The sequence below is a fragment of the Mucilaginibacter sp. Mucisp86 genome (assembly GCF_047324315.1).
Lineage (GTDB): Bacteria > Bacteroidota > Bacteroidia > Sphingobacteriales > Sphingobacteriaceae > Mucilaginibacter.
Genome location: NZ_CP168503.1, coordinates 5,224,406 through 5,247,175, shown reverse-complemented (window position 1 = coordinate 5,247,175; position 22,770 = coordinate 5,224,406). Strand labels below are relative to the sequence as shown.

Here is a 22,770-nt window from a genome sequence, read left to right as displayed (position 1 = left end):
AGCGTTGGCTGTTTATATAAATCCGTGGGCTTAAGCGGCTTTTTAACAACTTGGGCACATATGGGCTTAAAAGCCAATGCAACCAAAATCAACATAACATACTTCATAAAAACACGATTAAAAAGCCTCAGTTGAGACGTATCAAAATGCTATTTTTTCAAATACTTATCATACCATTCCACGTAACGCTGCAACCTGTCTACCTGGTAGCTTGGCTTAGTAAGGCCATGGAATTGATTAGGATACAATATCAATTCGGTTGGGATACCTTGTGTTCTTAACGCCTCGTACATCTGTTCGCTGCCAATGGTTGGTACGTTAAAATCCCGCAGACCTGACATAAACATTACCGGTGTTTTTATTTTATCGGCATGGAAAAACGGGTATGAGATCTGGATCCACTTATCGGCATTTTTCCATGGCACACCTATCTCGCTTTCATACTGTAACACATACTGATCACTGCCGTAAACAGAAAGCTGTAACGCGCTGCCTGCACCACTGGCCGCTGCTTTAAAGCGGGTATCAGATGCAATGGTATAATCAGTTAGGATGCCTCCATAACTCCAGCCTCCTATGCCCAGCTTGTCGGGGTTGGCTATGCCTAATTTCTCTAATTCGTCAACAGCACCAAGCAAATCCTTAACCTCTTTATTGCCCCAATCGGCATAAATGGCTTTACAGTAATCTAATCCTCGACCGTTGCTACCGCGATAATTTACCGCCGCTACGGCATACCCGGCAGCCGCCAACGTTTGCCGGATAGCATCAAAACTAAATTCATCCTGCCCAACCGGGCCACCGTGAATAAACAAGATTAGCGGATACTTTTTATTTGGAACACTATCAGGCGTTAAAACTATCCCCGACACTTTGGTACCATCAGAACTTGTTGATTCAAAACCTTTGGCATAAGCAAGTTGCACGGTATTTAGCCATTCATCATGATGAAATGTAAGCCTGCGTAGTTTTTTATCTTCCAAGGCAAATAATTCCGCAGGGGTGTATGGATCTGTTTTTTGTACTATCCAATTGCCCGAAAGATTGGTAGCTATATCGTTAAAAACGTAATCGCCTTTGTTTATCGTAGTGATCTTTCCGCTGTTGATATTGATATTGGCTAAATAACGCGTGCGGTCATCTGTTACAATAAATACAATATTCTTGCTGTCTTTAGCCCAGGTTTGTGCGGCAGCAGGCCGGTCAAGCTGCAGGGTAAGCGGTTTATTATTTTGGCCAACCACATCCATAATGCATACCACGCTCTGATCGTACATCATGTAATCGGCATCGCTGGTTGAACGGAGATAGGAAATATACCTGCCATCAGGGCTCCATTGCGGGTTGCCATCCCTCCCACTCCAGGTAGTAAGCTGCAGCATACTGGCACCAGGGCGGGCGTCAATAGTAAAGATATCGGTATTTTGGTTTTTGTCAGGATCGGCACTTCGGTTACTGACAAAAGCGATGGTTTTGCTATCCGGCGACCACACCGGCGAACTTTCATCTTTATCGCCCCGGGTTAAAGTATCAAGCTTTTTAGTGGCGACATCAATTAAATAAAGATGGTTATGCAAGTGCTGAAGATATCCAACTACATCCTGCTTAAAATGATAACGGTCAATAACTATTGGCTTTGGCGTTTTAGGCTCTTCTTTGCCTTTGTTTTCCGGGTCGCCTATCACCATTACCAGGCGCTTGCCGTCGGGGCTCCAGGCGTAGTCGCCTAAGTCACCTTTAATATTGGTTAGCTTAGCACCCTCACCACCACGCCGGTCGATCAGCCAAACCTGCGAACCTGTTTTTGAATCGCGCGAAGAGAGGAACGACAAATATTTACCATCCGGGCTCCAGCGCGGCGACGAGGCCGCTTCGTCGCCGTGAGTTAGCTGGATAGATTCTTTGCCATCAAAACTCTGCATCCACAGGTGTGATACACGACGGTCTTTTGCGGTATCAACTTCAGAAACGCTATAAGCCACCCACTTGCCATCGGGCGACAATTGCGGGTCGCTTACCGTTGGGATCCGATAAACATCAGCCGGTTTTAAAGCTTTTTTTTGTTGGGCATATACGGTACAAACAGCAGAAAGCGTGAATATAAAGAGTAAGGCTCGCTTCATAAATGATGTATTTTGATAGAGCCCGTAATTTAGTAAAAGAACCTTGATTTATGGGATAAAAGGATTGCCATGATTTTGTTATAAAATTTTCGCATATTAATGTCGCAGCACACTAAAGATACCAGTCCAAAATGGTCCGCCAATTATCAACTCCGTTTCCACTAACCGGATAATTTACGTTAATTAGGATCATGTCTGTAAAATTTAAGTTCCTTTTTGTTATCTGCCTTTTTTTATCCCTCATTAATATCCATGCTCAAACCCCGGCCATTCGCAACAATTATCAAACCGAAGCCGGAGTACCCAGGTTAAACATTGAACGGTCAATGATCTACTCGCCCGATAAAGAGTGGCTTTATAACCATCACGCATCCATCATTCATTTTAAAGACCGTTTTGTGGCCATATGGAGCAACGGAATGATTGACGAGGATTCGCCGGGGCAAAGAGTAGTGTATTCTACTTCTAAAGATTTCAAACACTGGTCGCCATTAAAAATATTAGCTACTCCGGGCAAAATCAACGATACCCTCACGGTACTCACTGCCGCCGGGCTTTATCAATATAAAGGAACCCTGGTAGCCTATTATGGCGACTACGACAAACATCGCAATAACACCCATTTATGGGCTAAAACCAGTACCGACGGTGAGCATTGGAGCCAACCACTTGATATGCATTTGCCTGTTGTACCCAACCACGGGCCTGAAGTTACCAATAGCGGCAGACTGATCATTAGTGGTAATTTCACTTTCCCTTACACAGATGATCCCCGCGGACTTACGGGCTGGAAACTAAGCAGTTTTTATCCTGATTCACTTTATAAGCAGGATAACCCGGCTATGTTTTATGCTCCCGCTGCAAAATCGGGGCTCCCCCCGCTTTGCGAAGGCTCATTTTTTGAAACTGATGACAACGTATTGCATATGCTGCTCAGGGTGACCGGTAAAGGCTGGAAAGGCCATTTATGGCTTACCGAAAGCAAGGATAACGGCAGCAGTTGGTCGCGGCCGGTGGAGGCCCCTTTTTCAGATAATGACAGCAAGTTTCACCTGGGCAGGTTACCCGATAAACGTTTTTATTATGTAGGTATCCCCGATACCCTGCACCATTATGACCGCAACCCGCTGGTGCTCTCGCTATCAAAAGATGGTAAAAGCTTTGATGAAAATTATATTATAGCTAATGAGCTATATCATCTTAAAAAAGAAGGCCTGTGGAAAGGCGGGCAATATGGTTACCCCCATACCATTGTTTATAATGGCTATATGTACGTGATTATTTCAAGGCAAAAAGAGGCCATTGAAACATTGAGGTTTAGCTTGAATCAACTGAAATAAATCAAGCACCCGCTTTATTAGCTAACGGCGTATTTTGTATCAAAACAATCACGCCGTTTTTTTATTTCAATAAACAGCCTTACGTTATTATCTTTAAGCTAATTGCGATTAACTTAATTTAAACCTACCCTGCTTATGAAACCTACACATGATACCGCTTATCTCACCATTACTGCGTGCATTATCAGTATGTTGGCTCTGATACTCCTGTATGCCATGCAAACCATTTCGTTCACGGTACCAGACGTAGTACGACCTTTGTTTTCATTTATGCCTGTCATTTGTTTTGCCTGGTTAATGGTATTTGTGATAGGTATTTTAAAATACACCAACGAAAAACCTTTCATAGTTAACGTGTTCATCATTTATTTGATCTATAGCCTAATATCTGGTTTAGTTAATACAGCCATCAGCTTTTTTCAAATCAACAGAGAGCCATTGATAATATTTTACCAGATCAATGGAACTATCAATATGTTAGTAATAGTATGTATTGTGATTATGGCCGCCTTGCTGCGTGATACCGTATTTAAGTTACCTCTGTTGCTTTTTACCTTAAGTGAGTTATTTATTATTATATTTTACATGATTGTGCCGAGGGCACTTTCCCTTATCGGGACTTCCAGCTATATCCTCTACATCCGCTACATCGGGCTCGTATACCTTATAGTTCCGACAACCGGAATTTATATCGCAGTAACCACTTTAAATGTGCTTAATAGCCGGCAATTGCAAAAGCCATTTTATGACGTTGAAAACCCCGACTGGCCCCCATATGATAAACCCAACTTGTAACTTTTTTTGCTTAATTTCATCTAACAAGGCAAAACACAGATACATAAACCTTAACAAATGCTAAGCATCCGCAATATTGTTAAACAATACGCAGGTCACCGTGCACTCAGTGATGTAAGTTTAGAGGTTGAAAGCGGTCAGATTTTTGGCCTGCTTGGCCCTAATGGTGCCGGTAAAACTTCGCTTATCCGTATTGTAAACCAAATTACTGCCCCTGATTCGGGCGAGATTTATTTTAATGGCGAAAGACTTAACCAATCGCACATCGAACGGATAGGTTATCTACCCGAAGAACGAGGCCTGTACAAAAAGATGGAGATTGGTGAACAAATGATCTATCTGGCCAGATTAAAAGGCTTAAGCCGTGCCGAAGCGCAAAAACGCCTTAAGTTTTGGTTTGAGAAGCTTGAAATGGAAACCTGGTGGAAAAAGAAAATCGAAGAGTTATCAAAAGGTATGCAACAAAAAGCACAATTTGTAGCAACTGTACTGCATGAACCCGATTTGATCATATTAGACGAACCTTTCAGCGGATTTGACCCTGTAAATGCCGAACAGATTAAAGACGAAATATTGGAGCTAAATAAAAAAGGCGCCACCATTTTATTTTCTACCCACCGCATGGAATCTGTCGAGGAGCTTTGCGACGCCATAGCCCTCATCCATAAATCGCACAAGATATTGGATGGTAAGGTTAAACACATTCGCAACTCCTATCGTAGCGAAACCTATTTTATTGAATACACGGGCCAACAAATAGCATTTGATGGCAATCAACCGTTTGAACTGGTTAGCGAAACTCATGCTGATGATGGCAGTCATACCATCAAGATAAAACTTACAGGCGAAAATAACTCAAACGATGTTTTACAATACCTTATCCCAAAAGCAAGGGTAAATATGCTGCAGGAGGTAATACCCAGTATGCATGAAATATTTATCGAAAAAGTTAACCTAAACTCAGCGGGCCATGAATAAAGTATTACTCATTATACAGCGCGAATACCTGACACGGGTACGCAAGAAATCATTCATCATCATGATATTTGTGGTACCGCTGTTAATATTACTTATGGGTATTGTTGTAAAGATGGTTGCCGATAGCAGCGACAAATTATCATCGTTACAAACAGTTAACGTAATTGATAAAAGCGGTGACTTCGCTAATAAATTTCATGACGCTAACAACATAAAGTTCACCTATGCGCTCACCGATCTCAAATCATCCAGACAACTACTAAAGGATAGTGAAGGCATTTCTATTTTATATATCCCGGTAAACTACATGCAGAAAGATTCGGTACAGATATTTTCAAAAAAGAAGGCATCTATCCCCCTATCTGAAGAAATTGAAAAGCAATTGAGCGATATCGCTTTTTCAAATAACCTCATCAGGCATCATATTGACACTTCGCTGCTGCGCTCTATCAAGAGGACCAATATCACTGTAAGTTCGATCGAAATTTCTGATAAAGGTGACAAGAATGCGAATATCGGCGCTAATATTTTAATTGGGATAGCTTGTGCTATCATTATTTATATATCATTGTTCATATATGGCGGGCAGGTAATGCGCGGTGTTATTGAAGAAAAAACCAACCGCATTATTGAGGTGGTTATATCTTCAGTAAAGCCATTTCAGTTAATGCTCGGCAAAATTATAGGTGTGGGCCTGGTTGGCTTAACCCAGTTTAGCGCCTGGATAATTTTATCTATTATATCTACCAAAATCGCCGGGCACTCTTTTAATTCGCCTACCAGCCCTATGGTAAATGCGCTTGCGGTATTACAAACTATCCCATTTGGATATATTATGGGCTGCTTTATATTTTACTTTTTAAGCGGCTACCTCTTATACGCTGCCCTGTTTGCAGCTGTGGGCTCGGCAGTTGACAGCGAAACGGAAACCCAGCAGTTTATGTTCCCTATTACCTTACCCTTGCTGTTCACTTACTTCTTGGCAGTATCAGTATTGTTCCGCGCGCCGGACAGTCCACTGGCAGTATGGTTGTCCATGATCCCTTTCACTGCACCGGTAGCGATGATGGTGCGTATCCCGTTTGATCCACCAATATGGCAGGTAGCTGTTTCGATGTGTATGATGGTTATTGGCTTTTTATTTACTACTTATGTTGCAGCACGGATCTACCGGGTAGGTGTGTTAATGTATGGCAAAAAAGCAAGCTATAAAGAACTGGTTAAGTGGTTCTTTTATAAAGAATAATTTTGGATTTCGGATATCGGATGTTCGATTTCGGATTTACCGAATAAAATCCTCGGGAATGGAAAACATTTTCGGGGATTATTTATTTTAGCCGTATGAGTAAAAGCGTTGCAGTAATGGATTTGGGTACAAATACCTTCCATTTATTGATTGCCGAAGGCGAGATCCATGACTACCATGAAATTGTACATATTACAGAAGCCGTTAAGTTAGGCGAAGGAGGTATTAACAAAGGCCATATTTTGCCAGATGCTTTTCAACGTGGCGTAAATACCATGCAACGCTTTCACGAACTTATCGCGGCCAACAACGTTAGCAGTGTAAGAGCAATAGCAACTTCGGCCTTGCGAAGTGCCTCAAACGGAAAAGATTTCATTACAGAGGTTGAAGTCCAAACAGGCATCGCCATCGAAATTATTGACGGCGAACAGGAAGCTGCTTTTATCTACAACGGTGTAAAGTTAAGCGGCTGCTTATCGGCCAAAAACTCCCTGATCATGGATATTGGCGGAGGCAGCGTTGAGTTTATTTTGGGCAACGCAGATAAAATATTGTGGAAACAAAGCTTTGAAGTTGGCGCTGCCCGCCTCATGGATCAGTTCCATCACACCGACCCTATTCCCCCGGCATCTATCGAGGCTATGAATTTGTATCTCGAGGATACCCTGAATGATTTGTTCATCGCCACTACAGGTATTGAAATTGACACCCTCGTTGGCTCATCAGGCTCATTTGAAACTTTTGCCGGATTGATCGAAACAGAAAAGGCCCGGCCCTTTGATTTGAAAAGTATCCAGCATTATGATTTTGATGAAGAAGAGCTGTTAACCATCACCAATAAGCTGATTCTTTCAAGCCATAAAGAACGATTGGGTAATCCGGGAATTATTCCGGTGCGGGTTGATATGATCGTAGCTGCTTCTTTGGTTACCCGTTTTATTATGCATGCGCTGGATATTCACAAGGTAAGTATGTGTACTAACTCATTAAAAGAAGGGGTTTTGGCAGAGATGTTAACCTAAATGGAGAAAACAACCCAGCATGATGAAAAACCGATCAGCAGTACTACGAGTGCGCTAAACAAAAATTCTTTTCTCAAGGCAAAAATTGCCAATATCAGGCACAGTATTACATGCAAAAAAATAACGAAGGCTTCGGCTATTATAATAAGCTCTTCATTAGCAACCCATCTAAAATATATAGTATAAGCAGCTAATATCGCTAAATTGACGCCTACAACTATCATTTTATTGCCACCTGAGCCTTTCTTCAACGTTTCCATTTTAATTTTATATCAACTTGTGGGATACTAAACCCTTACCAGTGAAACACATGTTGAAAATCCAATTATTAAAACCAGCAGGCCACCTAAAAACCAACTCCACTTACGGAAATACAATGAAAGTGTAACACAAACTACAACTTGGACAATCATTAGCAATCCGGCGAATATAAGCCCGCCGCTGGTCAGCATACTAAGCAGTGTATAGCCAACAAATACTGCCAGATTAAGCCCTACTATCTTGATACCACTTGGCTGCTTGTTATCAGGATGTTGATTTTGTGGTTGTAATTGTTCTTCCTCTGTCATACCAAAATCTCTCCTCTTAATTGTTCAAGGTACTCCCGCTTATCATCCCTGTAAAACAGGTTCATGGTTTCAAAGGGGATGATCTGCATATCTTTATTTACGATATGCACACATGATTTTTTGATGGCACGAACATCAAAGTTTTGTGCATCTATAAATTGCATAATTATCACCCTGAACAGGTTGTCATAGCTTAAGCTTGGCGCATCAATTTCGGGCAGGCAGCATAACAATGAATGCAGGTGTTCTTTCGCTTTATCAACCGAGTTACCTGTGCTGAACATATTAAGCAGATGCCCTTTCAAGCGTTCATCGTTTTCATAAACAATGGTATTTTTTGAATTATCCAGCAGGTCATCCGGATTGATCATACGGGTTAGCGGGATCACTTCGCCGCCCAGCTTAAGGGCATAGCCCATCACCAGGGCATCAGGGTTGCAGGGCACCGGGATCAGGTCGTTTTTGTTAAATATTTTCGTTTGCTCCAATATAGCGCTGCGTACCTCAGTTAAGGTGTAACGGTCTGTTTGCTCATTAAAGTTCTCTAATCTGCCGGCCTGCTGGGTAGGCTGAAAAGTTACCCCGCGAACACAGGGCTGCTTCAATGCATATTCAATAATTGCCCCTAACTCATCAGTATTTAAACCTTTTTGCAACGTAACTACCAGCGTTGTCGACAGATTATACTTGTTTAGATTTTCAATGGCCTTTTGCCTCACGTCGCGCAAATCCTCGCCGCGCAATTGTTCAAGCGCCTCTTTTTTAAACGAATCAAACTGCAGGTAAATCTCAAAATCGGGCATATAGGTTGCCAGCCGCTTTACAAAATTTTCATCCTTAGCAATCCGGATACCGTTGGTATTTACCATTAAATGCTTAATGGGTTTTGTTTTAGCGATATCCAGAATTTCAAAAAACTGCGGATGCACGGTAGGCTCTCCCCCGCTGATTTGCACTACGTCGGGCTGACCTTCATTTGCCACTATTACATCCAGCATCTGTTCAATTTCGGCCAAAGTACGGTGCCTGCCATAAGTAGGTGATGACATGGCGTAGCAGGTGGGGCAACTTAAATTACACCTGTCTGTAACCTCCACAACAGTAAGGCATGAGTGCTGCTCATGATCCTGGCAAAGGCCGCAATCATACGGGCAGCCATAATGTGTTTTGGCATTGAATTTAAGCGGCATCTCACTTCGCTTGGCATAGTTGCGGCAGTTTTTATAATATTCCACATCGGTGGCTATCAGCACCTTTTCAAAACCATGTTGCCGGCAGTTTTTAAGCACGTAAACCTTATCATCCTCAAAAACAATTTTGGCATCAACCCGACGCAAACAGGTGGAGCAAATGCTCAACGTAAAATCATAATATATATACGGGCGTTCAGGCATGGCTTATAAACAGCTTTTTAGGATATAAAAATACTTTATAATAATACAAAATGCCGGCCATAGAAACTAACTGAATTACCGATAAACCAAAACTAAAAAAGTAATCGGGCTTAATAAACTCAACCAGTAGCCGAAAAATGAGGTAGCTTACCATAAACAATTTAAACCTTGCACCATCAACAAAGCGATGGCTTTGTTCAATGAGTTTCAGTATAAGCCAAAGCATTACCCAAAACACTATCTCATACAAGTTAGTGGGGTGCCTCCGGATACCATCGCCAAAATCAATAGCCCATGATAAATTGGAAGCTATGCCATAAGTGCCGTCCTCCAGGCCGGCCAAAAAACAACCGGTACGGCCAATAATCATAGCCAGGATGAGCGGATAAACCATTAAATCGCCGGACGATACGGTTACACCTAACTGCTTTTTGGTAAGTTCAACGCCTATCAATCCGCCAAGCATACCGCCCACTATGGTTTTGTTGCCCATAAAATAGATGATATTGAAATGCGAAAACAGCAAAGGCGGATTTTCAAAAATCCCTACAAGGTGCGAGCCGATAAATGCACCCGCTGCCGCGCCGATAAAAATAATAAGCCGGTGATCGGCACTGATCTTATCTGCCGAATGTTTACGCAACCAGGCATAATACCGGTAACCTAAAAAATACGACAATGTTTCGCAAACAAAATGTACCGGGATGGATGACCGGCCAAAAGGTATGTTTACAGGGAAGTGCAAGGTTATCTTTTATAATAAAGCTCTAAAATATGTTTTTTTATAATAGCCGTAAGCGTGTACATTTCTTAACTTTTTCATAAAACCCAAATTTAGCGCCATCCTTTGTATATTGGGCGCTTAAATACACACCATGAAATTACGATCTATCGGCATAGGTATAATGTCGGTTTTAGCACTCAGCGCGTCGGCGCAAAAAGGGAAACTCAATCCTAACGATACTTCATCAAACTACAACGCGGCAGCGGCTTTTTCGCCTATGTTTTATACCGAAAAGGGTAACGACTTTCACTCGGCCAATGGCGCTCCCGGCCCTAAATACTGGCAAAACCGGGCCGACTATACCTTGAAAGTAAAACTTGATACTGTAAGCAAAACCATAAGCGGTACCGTAGTGATCAACTATACCAATAACAGTCCCGATGCCCTGCCCTACCTTTGGTTACAGCTTGATCAAAATACTTATAAACAGGATGCCCGTTCCAACTTCTTTACCGACCATTCGCCCGGCGCAGATCAGCATACCAGCGGTTACCAGATAGAATCTGTATCTGTTGACAATGGCGATGTTGTTAAAGCTGTACCTTTTGTAATTACCGATGCCCGTATGCAGGTGCGCCTTGCACATCCGCTGCAAAAAGGAGCTATTAAACTGCGGATTAATTATCACTATACTATTCCGGGCGCCTTTGGTGGCCGTACGAACTATTGCGATACCAAAAATGGCAAGATCTACGAAATTGCCCAGTGGTTTCCGCGCATGTGCGTTTATGACGACAGCCACGGCTGGGATACCCTGCCGTTTTTGGGCAGCGGCGAGTTTTACCTCGACTATGGCGACATAGATTATTCGGTAACCGTACCATGGGACATGATCGTGGCCGGATCGGGCGAGCTGCTTAACCCTAAAGAGGTGTTGACGGCAAAACAAATAGCCCGCTTAGATCAGGCCCGCAACAGCGACAAAACTATCATGATCCGCGATTTGGCCGAGGTTAATGATCCTGCCAGTCGCCCGGTTAACAAAGGGACCCTTACCTGGCATTTTAAAATGCTCAACACCCGCGATGTTGCCTTTGGTGCATCAAAAGCTTACATCTGGGATGCAGCAAGGGTTAACCTTCCAGGTGGCAAAAAATCATTGGCGATGAGCGTTTATCCTGCCGAAAGCTATGGTAACGACGCATGGGGCCGGGCTACCGAATATCTGAAAAAATCAATAGAATACTTTTCAGAAAAATGGTTTGTATATCCTTACCCTGTTGCTATTAACGAAGCGGGCATTGCCGGCGGCATGGAGTATCCGGGTATTGTGTTTGACGGCATTACCGATAAAGGCAGCGTGCTTTACTGGGTAACAGCACACGAGATAGGCCATAACTGGTTCCCGATGATTGTAGGATCAAACGAGCGCCGCTATGCCTGGATGGATGAAGGCCTCAACACTTTTATAGATATATATGCTTCTGATGCTTTCAACAAGGGAGAATATGCTCCCAAACGGGATAGCGAATACGCACCCGGAGGCGGTAATCCCGCCGATGAGATCATCCCTTCGCTGCTTGATCCGCAATCGCCGAGTATTATGACAGCTCCTGATGCTATTCCCGAAAAATACCGCCATCCCCTCACCTATTATAAGCCGGCATTCGGCCTGGTGCTGCTGCGCGAACAAATATTAGGAAAAGACAGGTTTGACTATGCCTTTAAAAATTATATCAACCAATGGGCTTTTAAACACCCGCAGCCTGATGACTTTTTCAGGTCGATAGAGAACGGGGCCGGCGAAGACCTTTCCTGGTTTTGGAAAGGCTGGTTTTACAATAACTGGCTGGTTGATATAGCGCTTATCGACGCAAAATACGCAGGTAAAGATGCGTCCAAAGGCATTACCATCAAAGTAGTGAATAAAGAACAGTTACCTATGCCGTTTACTGTTGAGGTAAAATTTAAAGACAGCAGCAAAAAACGTTTTTACCTGCCGGTTGAAACCTGGCTGCAATCCGGACAAATTACATATACACTGCCTACAACGCAGGAAGCCGAATCAGTGGCCATTGACCCCGACGCCGCCCTGCCCGATCTTAATCGCGGTAATAACAGCCAAAAGGTTAAATAGAGGAAATGCGCCAGGTGTTCAACTTTTTTAGGTTGAACACCTGGCGCATTTTTTAAAAACAACAGATACTGATTATCAATTATTTACATTATCGACAAAATAACAAATGAACAAATACTTACTGATAATCAACAACTTAAAAATTCATAGTTCTAAAAACTGAACACCCTTCTTTTTAAAAGTTGAACACTCATGCCTTTTCTCTTTTAAAGCATTCCGCACAGCACTTCGCAATACCATCTTCAATGAGTTATTTGGCTCAATTTTCCTGGCAGCAACCAAAAAACCTTACTCCAAACCGGAGTATTTAAAAAAAAATTACCGTTTTGTGCTAATTAATTACTCATCACTATAGGTAAACCACATGCTTATTGATTAAAACGGCAGGGAAAAAAATTCCCCAAACCGGGTAAATAATAATCAATAATTAAATTTCATAAATTTTCCATTTTCTTAATAAACATCAAAAATAGAGTGCACTATTGGCAACACAACAGTCATTTCGAGTTAAAATTCGTACTTTAATAGCATTTTTATTAAGTCAGCACCATTATTGCAATTACTCCCTAAAACCTAATAATTTGAAAACACAATTACTCTGCGTTTTATTTGCCGGATACTTTCTGTGCCTGGTTAACAGAGTTACGGCCCAGGAAACCAGTGATAATCTTACCTACTATTACAATAACTTTGAAACTGCTTCAGCCAATAATATAACTTCATTAGGCGCAAGCGGTGTTGGTAATGCAACCCGCACAAGTTCATCAATTACCATTGATGCATCAACTACAAGTCCATTAAATGGTTCGGTAAGTTTGAGATCGGCAGTGCCGGCAACCAATGCCATAAGTGCAATTCGCTGGGATTTTGTCGGGAGCGGCACATCAGGAAGCATTGACATGACTCAGAATGATTTTGAGTGGAATTTCATTTATAAAAACAATAGTGCAACCGGTCCGGATGATCCTGATGCAATGGCGGTTGGCAACAACTCATGGCGGTATTGGCTTATTGCCAATGGTTATACCACCAATACCATGCAGGGCATTTATATAACCCACACCGGCACAACACTCAGTTTAAGGTACAGGTATGATTCCAACACAGGTAACGGCCGCTATAATGAATTGCTAAACGCAACTATGGCTAATGATCAGCAAACCTACATGATCAAAGTACAACGATTGAAAGATGGTCGCTGGGCAATCTTTAAGGATGTTTTTGTAGCGGGTATGACAACAGCCAAAACCCTTGTTGCGTCAAGTAATGGAACAACGGGCAGCGGGTTCAGCACCTATTATTACTCCTATCTTGAATCCACATGCACAACTGCCGGCAGGTTTCAATGGGATAATTTTGATATGTATACCCGTGTGCTTCAATTTACAACAACGGGCGCAAACGGAACAGCCAATAACGTAACCCAGCCTCCTTACTACGAAAGCGAAAGCGTGATCCTTTACGGGTTAAAAATAATATCAAGGGGTAACTTTACTATCAATCAATTGGTAATCGCCACAACCGGCGCAGGTTTTGAAGCTTATTTCAACGGTTCCGGAAGCCTTTACAGATCTGACGATTCATACTATTCAACATCAGCTGATGCCTTGATATGTTCAATGAATTATACAGGAAATGCCATGCAAAGTTATAGCGTGGGCGACCTTATAACCAGTTCGGGTAATACCGATGGTTCATACTCAGTACCAGGCTATTATTTTTGGACGGGTACTGTAAAAAGCCAGCTTAATTACGGCGGCAGCCCTACCGGCACTATTACCCCGACAAGCATTAGTACACTTATGGGTAATGGCAACAGTACAGCAATAACTTATACCGGCCCTTCATCAAGCGGTAATACTATAACGTTTGTAAACGCAATCGATTGGACTGGTGCATCAGATAATAACTGGAATAACACCGGCAACTGGAGCCCGGCAACAGTGCCAACTACAAGCAACGTTGCACGTATAGGTGTAGTATCGTTTAAAAACCAGCCTATTGTACAAAGTACTGTGCCTAACGTTGCATCCCTGATACTTGGCCCAACAAAAAGTACATTAACCGGAACGCCATCGCTTATTTTAACTATCAATACCACCTATTCACTTACTGTAAATGGCGCAATTACCCAAAATCACAATAGTAGTGCCGGCGGTGTAACAACAACCATTACAGGTACAGGAACTGGTACATTAAACTGTAATTCATTTGTATTAGGCGATAACACTACACCTCCCGCGCCTACTGCGCTTACCACCCCAACGTCAAACACAACTATAATAAATGCTACAGTTCCGGTATTTAACATCACTAATTCATTAACACTAAATACTACTTCTTCGGCGCTTGGCACCTATGCACTGATATTTTTGCAAAATTATTCTGTTAACAACGCAACATTTCATCTAAACTCGGGTACGTTAACTGTAAGTAATATCTCAACTACCAACTCAAACTATGTAAACAGGAATGATGGTCTCAATACTATAACCAATGCCGCCTTAGTTGATATGGATACCGGCACCGGGGCTACTACTTTAAACTTAACGGGCAATACTCCAATAAGCGCTGCTACTGGCGGTACTATTGATTTCACCACCGGAGGCAGCGGTACAGGACTTGTGAACTATTCAGCTACTTCGGGTACGCAAACAGTATATGCTACCAGCGACAGCTTTATCAGTTCCAGTCCTTCTAATTATGATAATCTTACTTTATCAGGTGCAGCAGCTAAAACTGTTGACGGAGGTGCATTAACTGTAAGCGGAAACTGGATCACCAGCGGAGGGGCAATAAACCTCAACACCAATGATCCCAATATAGCGGTTACCGGCAACTGGACAAATTCGGCAAACGTAACACAGGATGCCGGAAGTATCGCAATAACCGGAAATACCACTAACAGTTCGGTAATAACGGGAGCCTCAGGCACGCTTACCTTCACTGGCACTTATGGTAATTCATCTGGCTCTTCTATTACAACAGGATCAGGCACAGCAACTTTCACCGGCGCATATACCAATACTGCAGGTACTTTTACCTGCGGCTCGGGAAGCGTAATTTATAATAGCGATTATACCAACACCGGAACATTTACACCTGGTACAGGTACTGTTTTCTTCAGTAAGGCAGGTGCGCAATCCCTTACCGATAACAGTACAAACGGCACAAAATTCAATAATGTTACGGTTAACGGCAGTGGCACCAAAACTATGTCGGGCACTGGTAAATTCGCGGTATCTTCTTCAGGCATACTTACCATGGGAGGTACTGCTACGTTAGCTGCCGGTGGTGTTTTAACATTAAACTCTGATGCTACGGGTTCGGCCACTGTTGCAAGTATCCCCTCGGGTACTGCAATTACCGGTAACGTAAATGTGCAACGTTATATCAACGGCGGCGCGTCAAAATACAGAGGGTATCGCTTGTTAACCTCTTCTGTTAACACAGGTACTTCAAGCCCTGTTTTTACATTGGCATATCTTAAAAACAATGCGTTTGTTACCGGCACCACGTTAGCCGCAGGTGGCTTTGATGTTTCGCCCGGGGCCAATAACCCCTCTATTTACTTTTTTAAAGAAAGCCAGGCTGCAAACCAAAGCTCCTTTACATCCGGCTATTTCAGGGGGGTTAATAGCTTAACATCGCCATATTCTTTTGATGGGGAAACCGGTACCAGGTCGATAGGTGCCGGCAATGGTTTTATATTCTTTTTCCGTGGAGATCGTACCCTTGCAGGCTCTATAAGCACTGCAGTAGTTTCTACATACGTTCCGCAGCCCACCACGATGACCGAAACAGGAACGTTAAACCAGGGCAACATCACCGTAGCAAACTGGTATAACGGCGCATCAACCTTACAATATTCCAGCCCGGCTGTTAACACCCTGCAAGGTTATAACCTTGTGGGCAACCCTTATGCCAGCACCATAAATTTTGAAAAGTTTAACCGTAAGGGAACGTCAGGCAGTAATGCCAATGCCGCCTCTTCAATTTATATTTCCGGACAAAAAGCCCAGATTTATACAACTACTGCGGCAAATGTACCACCATTAGCTTTTATATGGGTTTACAACTTAACAACAAAAAACTATGAGAGTTACCAGCAAAATGCAGGGCAGATAACTTCGGTTAACGATACCACCACAACCGTTAACCCGGGTATTCAAAGCGTAGTTGGCGGCGCGGCAAGTAATATGATAGCAAGCGGCCAGGGCTTTTTTGTTATAGCAAACGGTAGCGGGCAGGCTTTAACCTTCAGGGAATCGGCCAAGGTAACTACCCAGCCTTTATCAACTTCGCTTACCGGAGTCTTCAGCTTACCGCAAGACAAAACACCTATTGCACAGACTTTAGGCACCGGTAATAAAGCCCTTATGAGCGCAGCAAATACTCCTATTGCCGCTACCAGTGTAAGCGAACCGGTTTCGCAACCAAGCCCCGTTATGCACCTACTGCTTGAAAAAGATGAGGCTAATTTTGATGGCGTTGCCCTGGTTTTTGATAAATGGGCTACCGCTAATTTCGACAAAAATAAAGATGCTGAAGACCTTGGCGGAAACGGTGCTTTGGAAAGCTTTTCGGCTTTAACTAGCGACGGCGTAAAAACAAGCATCCACCATCGTCCGCTACCTGGAAAAACCCAGGCAACAATCCCACTCTTTGCAGATGCAACAACATCAGGCCCTTATAAAATTAAATTAACCGATGTTAAAGACCTGCCCGCCATTTACGAAGTATGGCTTAAAGATAATTTCACCAAAGATTCAGTGGATCTGAAACACAACAACGCTTACAGCTATAATATTGATAAAAGCATTGCGGCTACTTTTGGGAAAGACCGCTTTCAACTGATAATGCGCCAAAATCCGGCGCTGGGCCTGAAACTGATTGATTTTAACGCCGTGAAAGTAAGTGACGGGGCTAAAACAACCTGGGTTGTTGAAAATGAGGCAAACTATAGCTCATTTAACCTGCAAAGAAGCGTTGATAACGGCAAAACCTGGGAAGACCTGAATGTTATGCAATCAAACGGCTTAGGCACCTACTCGTATACCGATCCTAATCCGGCAAAAGGCCTAAATAAATATCGCGTTCAGCTAACTGATTTAAACAATGATATCAGTCTGTCAAAAGAGTTACCGTTAATGTATGCCAATACTCAAAATAATATAAGCAACAGCCTGCTTACCATTTATCCAAACCCTGTACACGAAACGGTAAACTTAACTATATCGCAAACCAACTCATCGGCAAACTATAATATTCAATTAACTAACAGTAGTGGTGTACTATTGAAGACAGTAAATATTACTCAATTGTACTGGAAAAACAACGTGGCCGGTTTTGTGCCCGGAACATACATAATAAGGGTTACCGACAACAAAACCAGGCAATTGATTGGCACCGGTAAATTTGTAAAACTATAAAAGCGATTTGTGCATATGATAAAGAAGATTTTTTTGACGATCCTTGTTTGGGTAATAGCAACCTTAGGCTGCTTTGCTCAAATATTTGCCTGCGATAACGCAGATGACGACGCTTACTGCCCGCTTGACACCTGGGTTATTGTTTTTGCTGTAGCTGCATTTGTTTTTGCTGCAATTCATTTGTACCGCAAACAAAAATCCCTTCAGGCCTAAGGCCTAAAGGGATTTTTGCATTAGTTCAATAAATTGATCAGCAAATTTCTTATGCTTTTCTCATCGGCACCTGAGGCTGTTGTTGTACCTGGTTAAGCTCCAGCTGTTCAATAATGCCATTAACTACTTTCGGCAATTCTTTTACTGTTCTTTGCGGATTGTGCAGCTCACCTACGCCAAAACCACGCCACACCAATTTGCGTGACCTGGCATCCATAATATCGATGATCAGCGTGCCCTCTTTGTAAGGTACACGGGCGTAGCCGCCATAGCCGTAACCATATCCGTAAGGATATCCCCAGCCCCAGCCGCCATAGCCATAAAACGGACGGTAGCCCCAGCCGCCGCCCCAACCCCAGCCAAAACCCAAACCGAAGCCCGGATAGCCGCCGTAGTAAGCAGGATAAAACTCAGTTTTCATACCCCGGCCTGTAACTGTGGTGTAACTCACCATCAAATCGGGATTGTTTTCCTGAAATTTTAAACCTTTGTTTTCCAATGCCGATATCGCTGCATCCTTAACTCTTTCATCAGCCACTTCCTTTTTTACAACTGCGCCGGCTTTATTGGTCATGGTTGCAGGAGGTAGCCAGGCAAATGTACGGTAAGCGGATAAATCTGTTTTGTTTCGGGCTGCGGTGTAATAATTGTAGCTGCTGCAAGCAGACAAGGTGGCCACCAGCAAAAACACCAGCCCTGTATTAATAGTTTTTTTCATGACAAATTACTCCCTTTATTTAAAGCATTAGACTATGCAGGAAACAAAGGTTTAATTTATGTAATTATTTATTTAAATATGCCGAAAGAATACGCTTTATTAAAAAGTAACGATGTTTAGCTAAATTGTTACGACGAATAAAACAAACCCGGAAAGCACAAGCATCCCATACACAAGTATTAGCACAATGCTTGCACCATTTGTATAAGAAATATTGTCTTTATTAAATATTAAGGATTATTTATTTAACGCGGCTAACTGCGCGTAAACCTTTTCAGTAGGTAAGCCAACAACATTGGTATATGAGCCTTCAATGCGTTCAATGGCTATCAAACCTATCAACTCCTGGATACCGTATGATCCGGCCTTGTCAAGCGGCTGATATTTAGCTACATAATTGCTGATCTCAGCATGTGAAAGTTTGCGGAAGAATACTTCGGTTAGGTCGTAAAAGTTATTGTAGCGCCCTTTATAAAGTAAACAAACACCTGTAATAACCTGGTGTACACGGCCCGATAGCAGTTGCAGCATTTCAATAGCATGTTCCCTGGTTTCGGGTTTACCTAATATCAGGCCGTCGATACAAACTATGGTATCAGCGGTAAGTACAACCTCTTCCCCTACCGTTTCATCAAATGCTTCGGCTTTTTTACGGGCTATGTGTAAAGCGACTTCGGGCGGGGTTAGCCCTTCGGGATATGATTCATCAACATCTTTGAGCACCACCCTAAAATCAACATCCATAAGCCTGAGCAGTTCCTGACGTCTTGGTGACTTTGATGCGAGAATTACGGGGGGGATAGTGTGCATATCTTTAGTCCATAGTTATTGGTTCACAGATCATGGTAACAGCGGGTACTCGTGACTGTTTTATAGCAATCGCTTTATTCTATACCATATAAAAGGCCATGAACTATGAACCATAGCCCATAAACCACCCCTTACCAGCTATATGCCTGTTTGCTCATCCATTTATCCTGAACTTTGAGCACTTTCTCGATGATATCGCGGGCACAACCCTTGCCACCGCCATAAGGCGATACATAGGCGCTAACCGCTTTGATCTCTTCAACGGCATCGGCAGGGCAAACAGGTAAACCTGCAAGTTTCATCACCTCCAGATCGGGAATGTCGTCACCCATGTACAATACGTTAGTGGCAATAATACTTTTTTCTTCAAGATAGATCTTGAACCGTTGCGACTTAGTATGAGTCCCCATATAAACATCCTGGATGCCCAGGCTATTTAAACGATACATAGCACTTTTTGAGCGGCTGCCCGATATTGCACAAACATTGTAACCACATTTAACGGCCAATTGCAATGCATAGCCATCTTTAATGTTAAAGGCACGACTTTGTTCTCCCGATTCTGTTACGAAAACAGACCCATCGGTCAAAACACCGTCCACATCAAAAATGAGGGTAGTAATATCTTTTAATTTATTCAGGAACGATTCCATGGTTGTGATTACACCGATTTTTTTTGATGATTACACCGATTCTTTGAGGTGATCTCACCGATTTTTTGGATTACTGAATGTTTAACCCGTATTAAACTGCTAATTGCAAATTTAAAACTGCAAACCGCCAACTTAAAACTGCCAACTATTGATTATCGCGCCATTCGTATACCCAGGCCGATTGAATCTGCTCCAGGTGGCCTTCATTTGATTCGGCACGGGTACCTGCAAAATTAGGCAGGCTCAATACCCAGTCAAGCAGTTCAGTAAAACGGATACGGTATATTTTTGATTCGTCAAAATCGTCACCAAACTTTTCGTAAAGTTCGATGGCAATATCTTCATAATCATTCCAGTGAATTGGCAAGGCAAATTTATTATCGCTCATTTTTATTGATTTTACGTACTACCCGGGGTACGCTAATACGTTGTAAATTATACGTTTTATTTATTGTTTAAACGGATTGATGCAAATATTAGTGGCCTAAAAATTGCGACTGGTCAGGCAAAGTAACTTCAATATCGCCATCAACAATCACACACTGGCATCCCAGGCGCGAATTGATACGCGGATTAACAGCCCTGTCAATAAAATCCTCTTCCTTATCGGATATTTCCTGGATGTTATCCATACCTTTATTTACATAAACATGGCAGGTGCTGCATCCGCAAACGCCACCGCAATTGTGCTGTAATTCAATACCGTTCTCCAGGCATACGTCTAATACAGATTCTCCTTCGGCAATTGGCAACTCAACACTTTCGTGCCCTTTCTCCTCGAAATTGACCTTTATTTTATAAATGTTCATTTAGGCAAAAGTAACAAAATTACTCGTCTGCCGTAAGCCCTTTATTGTTTTTGATAATACCCTGACTTAATAAATTATAAACATCCTGTAACATAGGCATATCGCTCAGCATCCGCATGTGCACAGCCATGGTGCCTTCATCATTACGCACCGCAGGGCCGGTTTGCACATTGCGGGGCTCTTGCTCCAATACTTTTTGGGCCGTTTCCAGGATCAGCGGGCGCAACATGCTAAACTCCATCTGATTTTGTGCCAGCAACTCCTGTGCAACACCGTACAAATAATTAGGAAAATTACAGGCAAACACTGCTGCAAGGTGCAATATTTTACGCTGGGCCGAGTTAACGGTATATACATTGTTACTGATGGTAAATGCAAGCTGCTTTAAATCAACAAGAACATGATCATCAGCTCCTTCAAGACAGAGCGGGACGGATCTGAAATCTACCTCTCTTATCTTGCTAAACGTTTGCAGGGGGTAAAAAACCCCGGCATTTGGAGTAAAAGCCAGCAAACTATTCAAATCGGTTGAACCCGATGTATGTACTATTAACTTTTTATGGGCAGATAGCGCTTTAACAACAGTCGTTATAGCATCGTCCTTAACCGAAACAACAAACAACCCTGTATCGGGGTTGATATTGTCAAGGTTATCGATAGCTTCAGCACCTACATGGTAGGCCAGCAAAGCAGCATGCTGCATGTTGCGGCTGTATATCTGCATAATGCGATGCCCGGCATTTTTAAATGCAGCCGCCATATGCGTAGCAACGTTGCCCGAGCCTATTATGGTTATGTTCATATAATCTTTACAATGGATATAATTATTTAACTAACTGTAGTATAAATATTTCTGTATTTTAGGAACCAACATCTAATACCGCATGAAAATACTTAAAGTAAGCATTATAATTGTGATATTTCTTGTCGGGGCCGCGTCATTAATACTATACGGCTTCTATAGATATAACAATAAAGAAACCAAAACCTTAACCGATGCCAGCCGCAAAAACATTCCGGGCAGCTTTATCAAATTAAGCCAGGGCGTAACCCATTATCAGCTTGAAGGTCCTGATAGCGCCCAGGTTATTATACTCGTTCACGGCTTTAGCGTACCTTATTATATCTGGGACCCAACATATGATTTTTTGATAAAAAAAGGTTACCGGGTTTTACGCTATGATATGTACGGTCGTGGCTATTCAGACAGGCCGGATGTTCCATATAATCAAGACCTTTACAATACGCAAATTCTTGATCTCATCAATCAGCTTAAATTAGGGAACAAAGTAAATTTAGCGGGCGTTTCATTCGGCGGAGCGGTAATAACCAACTTTACCTGCAGCCACCCTAACCTGATTAATAAAATAATTCTTGTTGATCCTGTATATGAGCAAAAAAAACCGGCGTCTCCGCAATGTTTTACCTTATACAACGAAGCCGTAAATTCCGACGAACGGGCCAACGGCCAAACAACTGACTTTCTTTACCCCAAAAATCATCCGGAGTGGATAAAACGTTATCTGCCACAAATGAGATTTAAAGGTTTCAGGAATGCGCTGGTTTCAACCATGTACAATTACCACCAGGATGGTAAGCAAAGTAATACCTGCCTCAATAATACCGGCAAAAATGTATTGTTGATATGGGGAAAAGCAGATAAAACATTGTCACCACGTTTTGCCGATTCTATTCGCAGCGTATTGAAGGTTGATTTTTTCCCTGTTGATGGTGCTGCTCATTTACCGATGATAGAAAAGGCTGATACGGTGAATGCTAAGATCCTTTCGTTTTTGAAGGGATGATT

The 22,770-nt window shown here is 42.5% G+C and carries 20 protein-coding genes; 9 read left to right on the top strand and 11 right to left on the bottom strand.

Annotated elements, in window-relative coordinates; translation table 11 throughout:
- Nucleotides 1-149 precede the first annotated feature (149 nt).
- Complete coding sequence (locus ACEN9X_RS22130; protein ID WP_413667197.1) at nt 150-2,123, bottom strand: alpha/beta fold hydrolase; 1,974 nt, start codon at nt 2,121-2,123, stop codon at nt 150-152.
- Nucleotides 2,124-2,314: 191 nt separating this feature from the next.
- Here ACEN9X_RS22130 and ACEN9X_RS22125 point away from each other — a divergent pair, with 191 nt between their 5' ends.
- The 5 genes from ACEN9X_RS22125 (at nt 2,315) to ACEN9X_RS22105 (ending at nt 7,504) form a co-directional block, all read left to right on the top strand.
- A complete protein-coding gene (locus tag ACEN9X_RS22125) occupies nt 2,315-3,463 on the top strand; it encodes an exo-alpha-sialidase (protein ID WP_413667196.1) in 1,149 nt (382 codons plus the stop codon).
- Between the two features lie 135 nt (nt 3,464-3,598).
- Nucleotides 3,599-4,258, top strand: a complete 660-nt coding sequence (locus ACEN9X_RS22120) for a hypothetical protein (protein ID WP_413667195.1) — start codon at nt 3,599-3,601, stop codon at nt 4,256-4,258.
- A 57-nt stretch (nt 4,259-4,315) separates the two neighbouring features.
- The gene (locus ACEN9X_RS22115; RefSeq protein WP_413667194.1) at nt 4,316-5,236 is read left to right on the top strand and encodes an ABC transporter ATP-binding protein; all 921 of its coding nucleotides are present in this window, start codon (nt 4,316-4,318) and stop codon (nt 5,234-5,236) included.
- Nucleotides 5,229-6,482: an ABC transporter permease gene (locus ACEN9X_RS22110; RefSeq protein WP_413667193.1), complete on the top strand. Its 1,254-nt coding sequence runs from the start codon at nt 5,229-5,231 to the stop codon at nt 6,480-6,482. Before ACEN9X_RS22115 ends, ACEN9X_RS22110 begins: the two co-directional genes overlap by 8 nt.
- 95 nt (nt 6,483-6,577) lie before the next feature.
- Complete coding sequence (locus ACEN9X_RS22105; RefSeq protein ID WP_413667192.1) at nt 6,578-7,504, top strand: exopolyphosphatase; 927 nt, start codon at nt 6,578-6,580, stop codon at nt 7,502-7,504.
- On the opposite strand, the gene ACEN9X_RS22100 is transcribed toward ACEN9X_RS22105, so the two are convergent.
- The 4 genes from ACEN9X_RS22100 to ACEN9X_RS22085 are packed head-to-tail and all read right to left on the bottom strand — an operon-like array spanning nt 7,501 to nt 10,212.
- Nucleotides 7,501-7,764 carry a hypothetical protein gene (locus ACEN9X_RS22100; RefSeq protein WP_413667191.1) on the bottom strand — a complete coding sequence of 88 codons (264 nt, stop codon included), beginning with the start codon at nt 7,762-7,764 and terminating at the stop codon, nt 7,501-7,503. The two genes, ACEN9X_RS22105 and ACEN9X_RS22100, sit on opposite strands and share 4 nt — an antisense overlap.
- Nucleotides 7,765-7,791: 27 nt before the next feature.
- Entirely contained in the window at nt 7,792-8,073 is a 282-nt protein-coding gene (locus tag ACEN9X_RS22095) for a hypothetical protein (RefSeq protein WP_413667190.1), read from the bottom strand.
- Nucleotides 8,070-9,467: a radical SAM protein gene (locus tag ACEN9X_RS22090; RefSeq protein WP_413667189.1), complete on the bottom strand. Its 1,398-nt coding sequence runs from the start codon at nt 9,465-9,467 to the stop codon at nt 8,070-8,072. The genes ACEN9X_RS22095 and ACEN9X_RS22090 overlap by 4 nt, the downstream gene beginning before the upstream one ends.
- Complete coding sequence (locus tag ACEN9X_RS22085) at nt 9,460-10,212, bottom strand: prolipoprotein diacylglyceryl transferase (protein WP_413667188.1); 753 nt, start codon at nt 10,210-10,212, stop codon at nt 9,460-9,462. Before ACEN9X_RS22085 ends, ACEN9X_RS22090 begins: the two co-directional genes overlap by 8 nt.
- Nucleotides 10,213-10,342: 130 nt before the next feature.
- On the opposite strand from ACEN9X_RS22085, the gene ACEN9X_RS22080 reads away from it, so the two are divergent.
- The 3 genes from ACEN9X_RS22080 to ACEN9X_RS22070 all read left to right on the top strand — a co-directional run bounded on the left by ACEN9X_RS22080 (nt 10,343) and on the right by ACEN9X_RS22070 (nt 17,973).
- Nucleotides 10,343-12,328 (top strand): M1 family metallopeptidase, encoded by a 1,986-nt coding sequence (locus ACEN9X_RS22080; protein WP_413667187.1) that lies wholly within the window; start codon nt 10,343-10,345, stop codon nt 12,326-12,328.
- Nucleotides 12,329-12,909: 581 nt separating this feature from the next.
- On the top strand, nt 12,910-17,760 hold the full coding sequence (locus tag ACEN9X_RS22075) for a T9SS type A sorting domain-containing protein (RefSeq protein ID WP_413667186.1): 4,851 nt from the start codon (nt 12,910-12,912) through the stop codon (nt 17,758-17,760).
- Between the two features lie 15 nt (nt 17,761-17,775).
- Entirely contained in the window at nt 17,776-17,973 is a 198-nt protein-coding gene (locus ACEN9X_RS22070) for a hypothetical protein (RefSeq protein ID WP_413667185.1), read from the top strand.
- A 49-nt stretch (nt 17,974-18,022) separates the two neighbouring features.
- On the opposite strand, the gene ACEN9X_RS22065 is transcribed toward ACEN9X_RS22070, so the two are convergent.
- The 6 genes from ACEN9X_RS22065 to ACEN9X_RS22040 all read right to left on the bottom strand — a co-directional run bounded on the left by ACEN9X_RS22065 (nt 18,023) and on the right by ACEN9X_RS22040 (nt 21,765).
- On the bottom strand, nt 18,023-18,691 hold the full coding sequence (locus ACEN9X_RS22065; RefSeq protein WP_413667184.1) for a DUF4136 domain-containing protein: 669 nt from the start codon (nt 18,689-18,691) through the stop codon (nt 18,023-18,025).
- Between the two features lie 237 nt (nt 18,692-18,928).
- Nucleotides 18,929-19,501 (bottom strand): Maf family protein, encoded by a 573-nt coding sequence (locus ACEN9X_RS22060; protein WP_413667183.1) that lies wholly within the window; start codon nt 19,499-19,501, stop codon nt 18,929-18,931.
- A 131-nt stretch (nt 19,502-19,632) separates the two neighbouring features.
- The gene (locus ACEN9X_RS22055; RefSeq protein WP_091211302.1) at nt 19,633-20,154 is read right to left on the bottom strand and encodes a KdsC family phosphatase; all 522 of its coding nucleotides are present in this window, start codon (nt 20,152-20,154) and stop codon (nt 19,633-19,635) included.
- A gap of 145 nt (nt 20,155-20,299) precedes the next feature.
- Complete coding sequence (iscX, locus tag ACEN9X_RS22050) at nt 20,300-20,542, bottom strand: Fe-S cluster assembly protein IscX (RefSeq protein ID WP_121227630.1); 243 nt, start codon at nt 20,540-20,542, stop codon at nt 20,300-20,302.
- Between the two features lie 88 nt (nt 20,543-20,630).
- Complete coding sequence (locus tag ACEN9X_RS22045) at nt 20,631-20,963, bottom strand: 2Fe-2S iron-sulfur cluster-binding protein (protein WP_091211301.1); 333 nt, start codon at nt 20,961-20,963, stop codon at nt 20,631-20,633.
- A gap of 19 nt (nt 20,964-20,982) precedes the next feature.
- Nucleotides 20,983-21,765: a Rossmann-like and DUF2520 domain-containing protein gene (locus ACEN9X_RS22040; RefSeq protein WP_413667182.1), complete on the bottom strand. Its 783-nt coding sequence runs from the start codon at nt 21,763-21,765 to the stop codon at nt 20,983-20,985.
- 82 nt (nt 21,766-21,847) lie between these two features.
- On the opposite strand from ACEN9X_RS22040, the gene ACEN9X_RS22035 reads away from it, so the two are divergent.
- Nucleotides 21,848-22,768, top strand: coding sequence for an alpha/beta fold hydrolase (locus tag ACEN9X_RS22035; protein ID WP_413667181.1), 921 nt, complete (start codon nt 21,848-21,850; stop codon nt 22,766-22,768).
- The last annotated feature ends 2 nt before the right edge of the window (nt 22,769-22,770 follow it).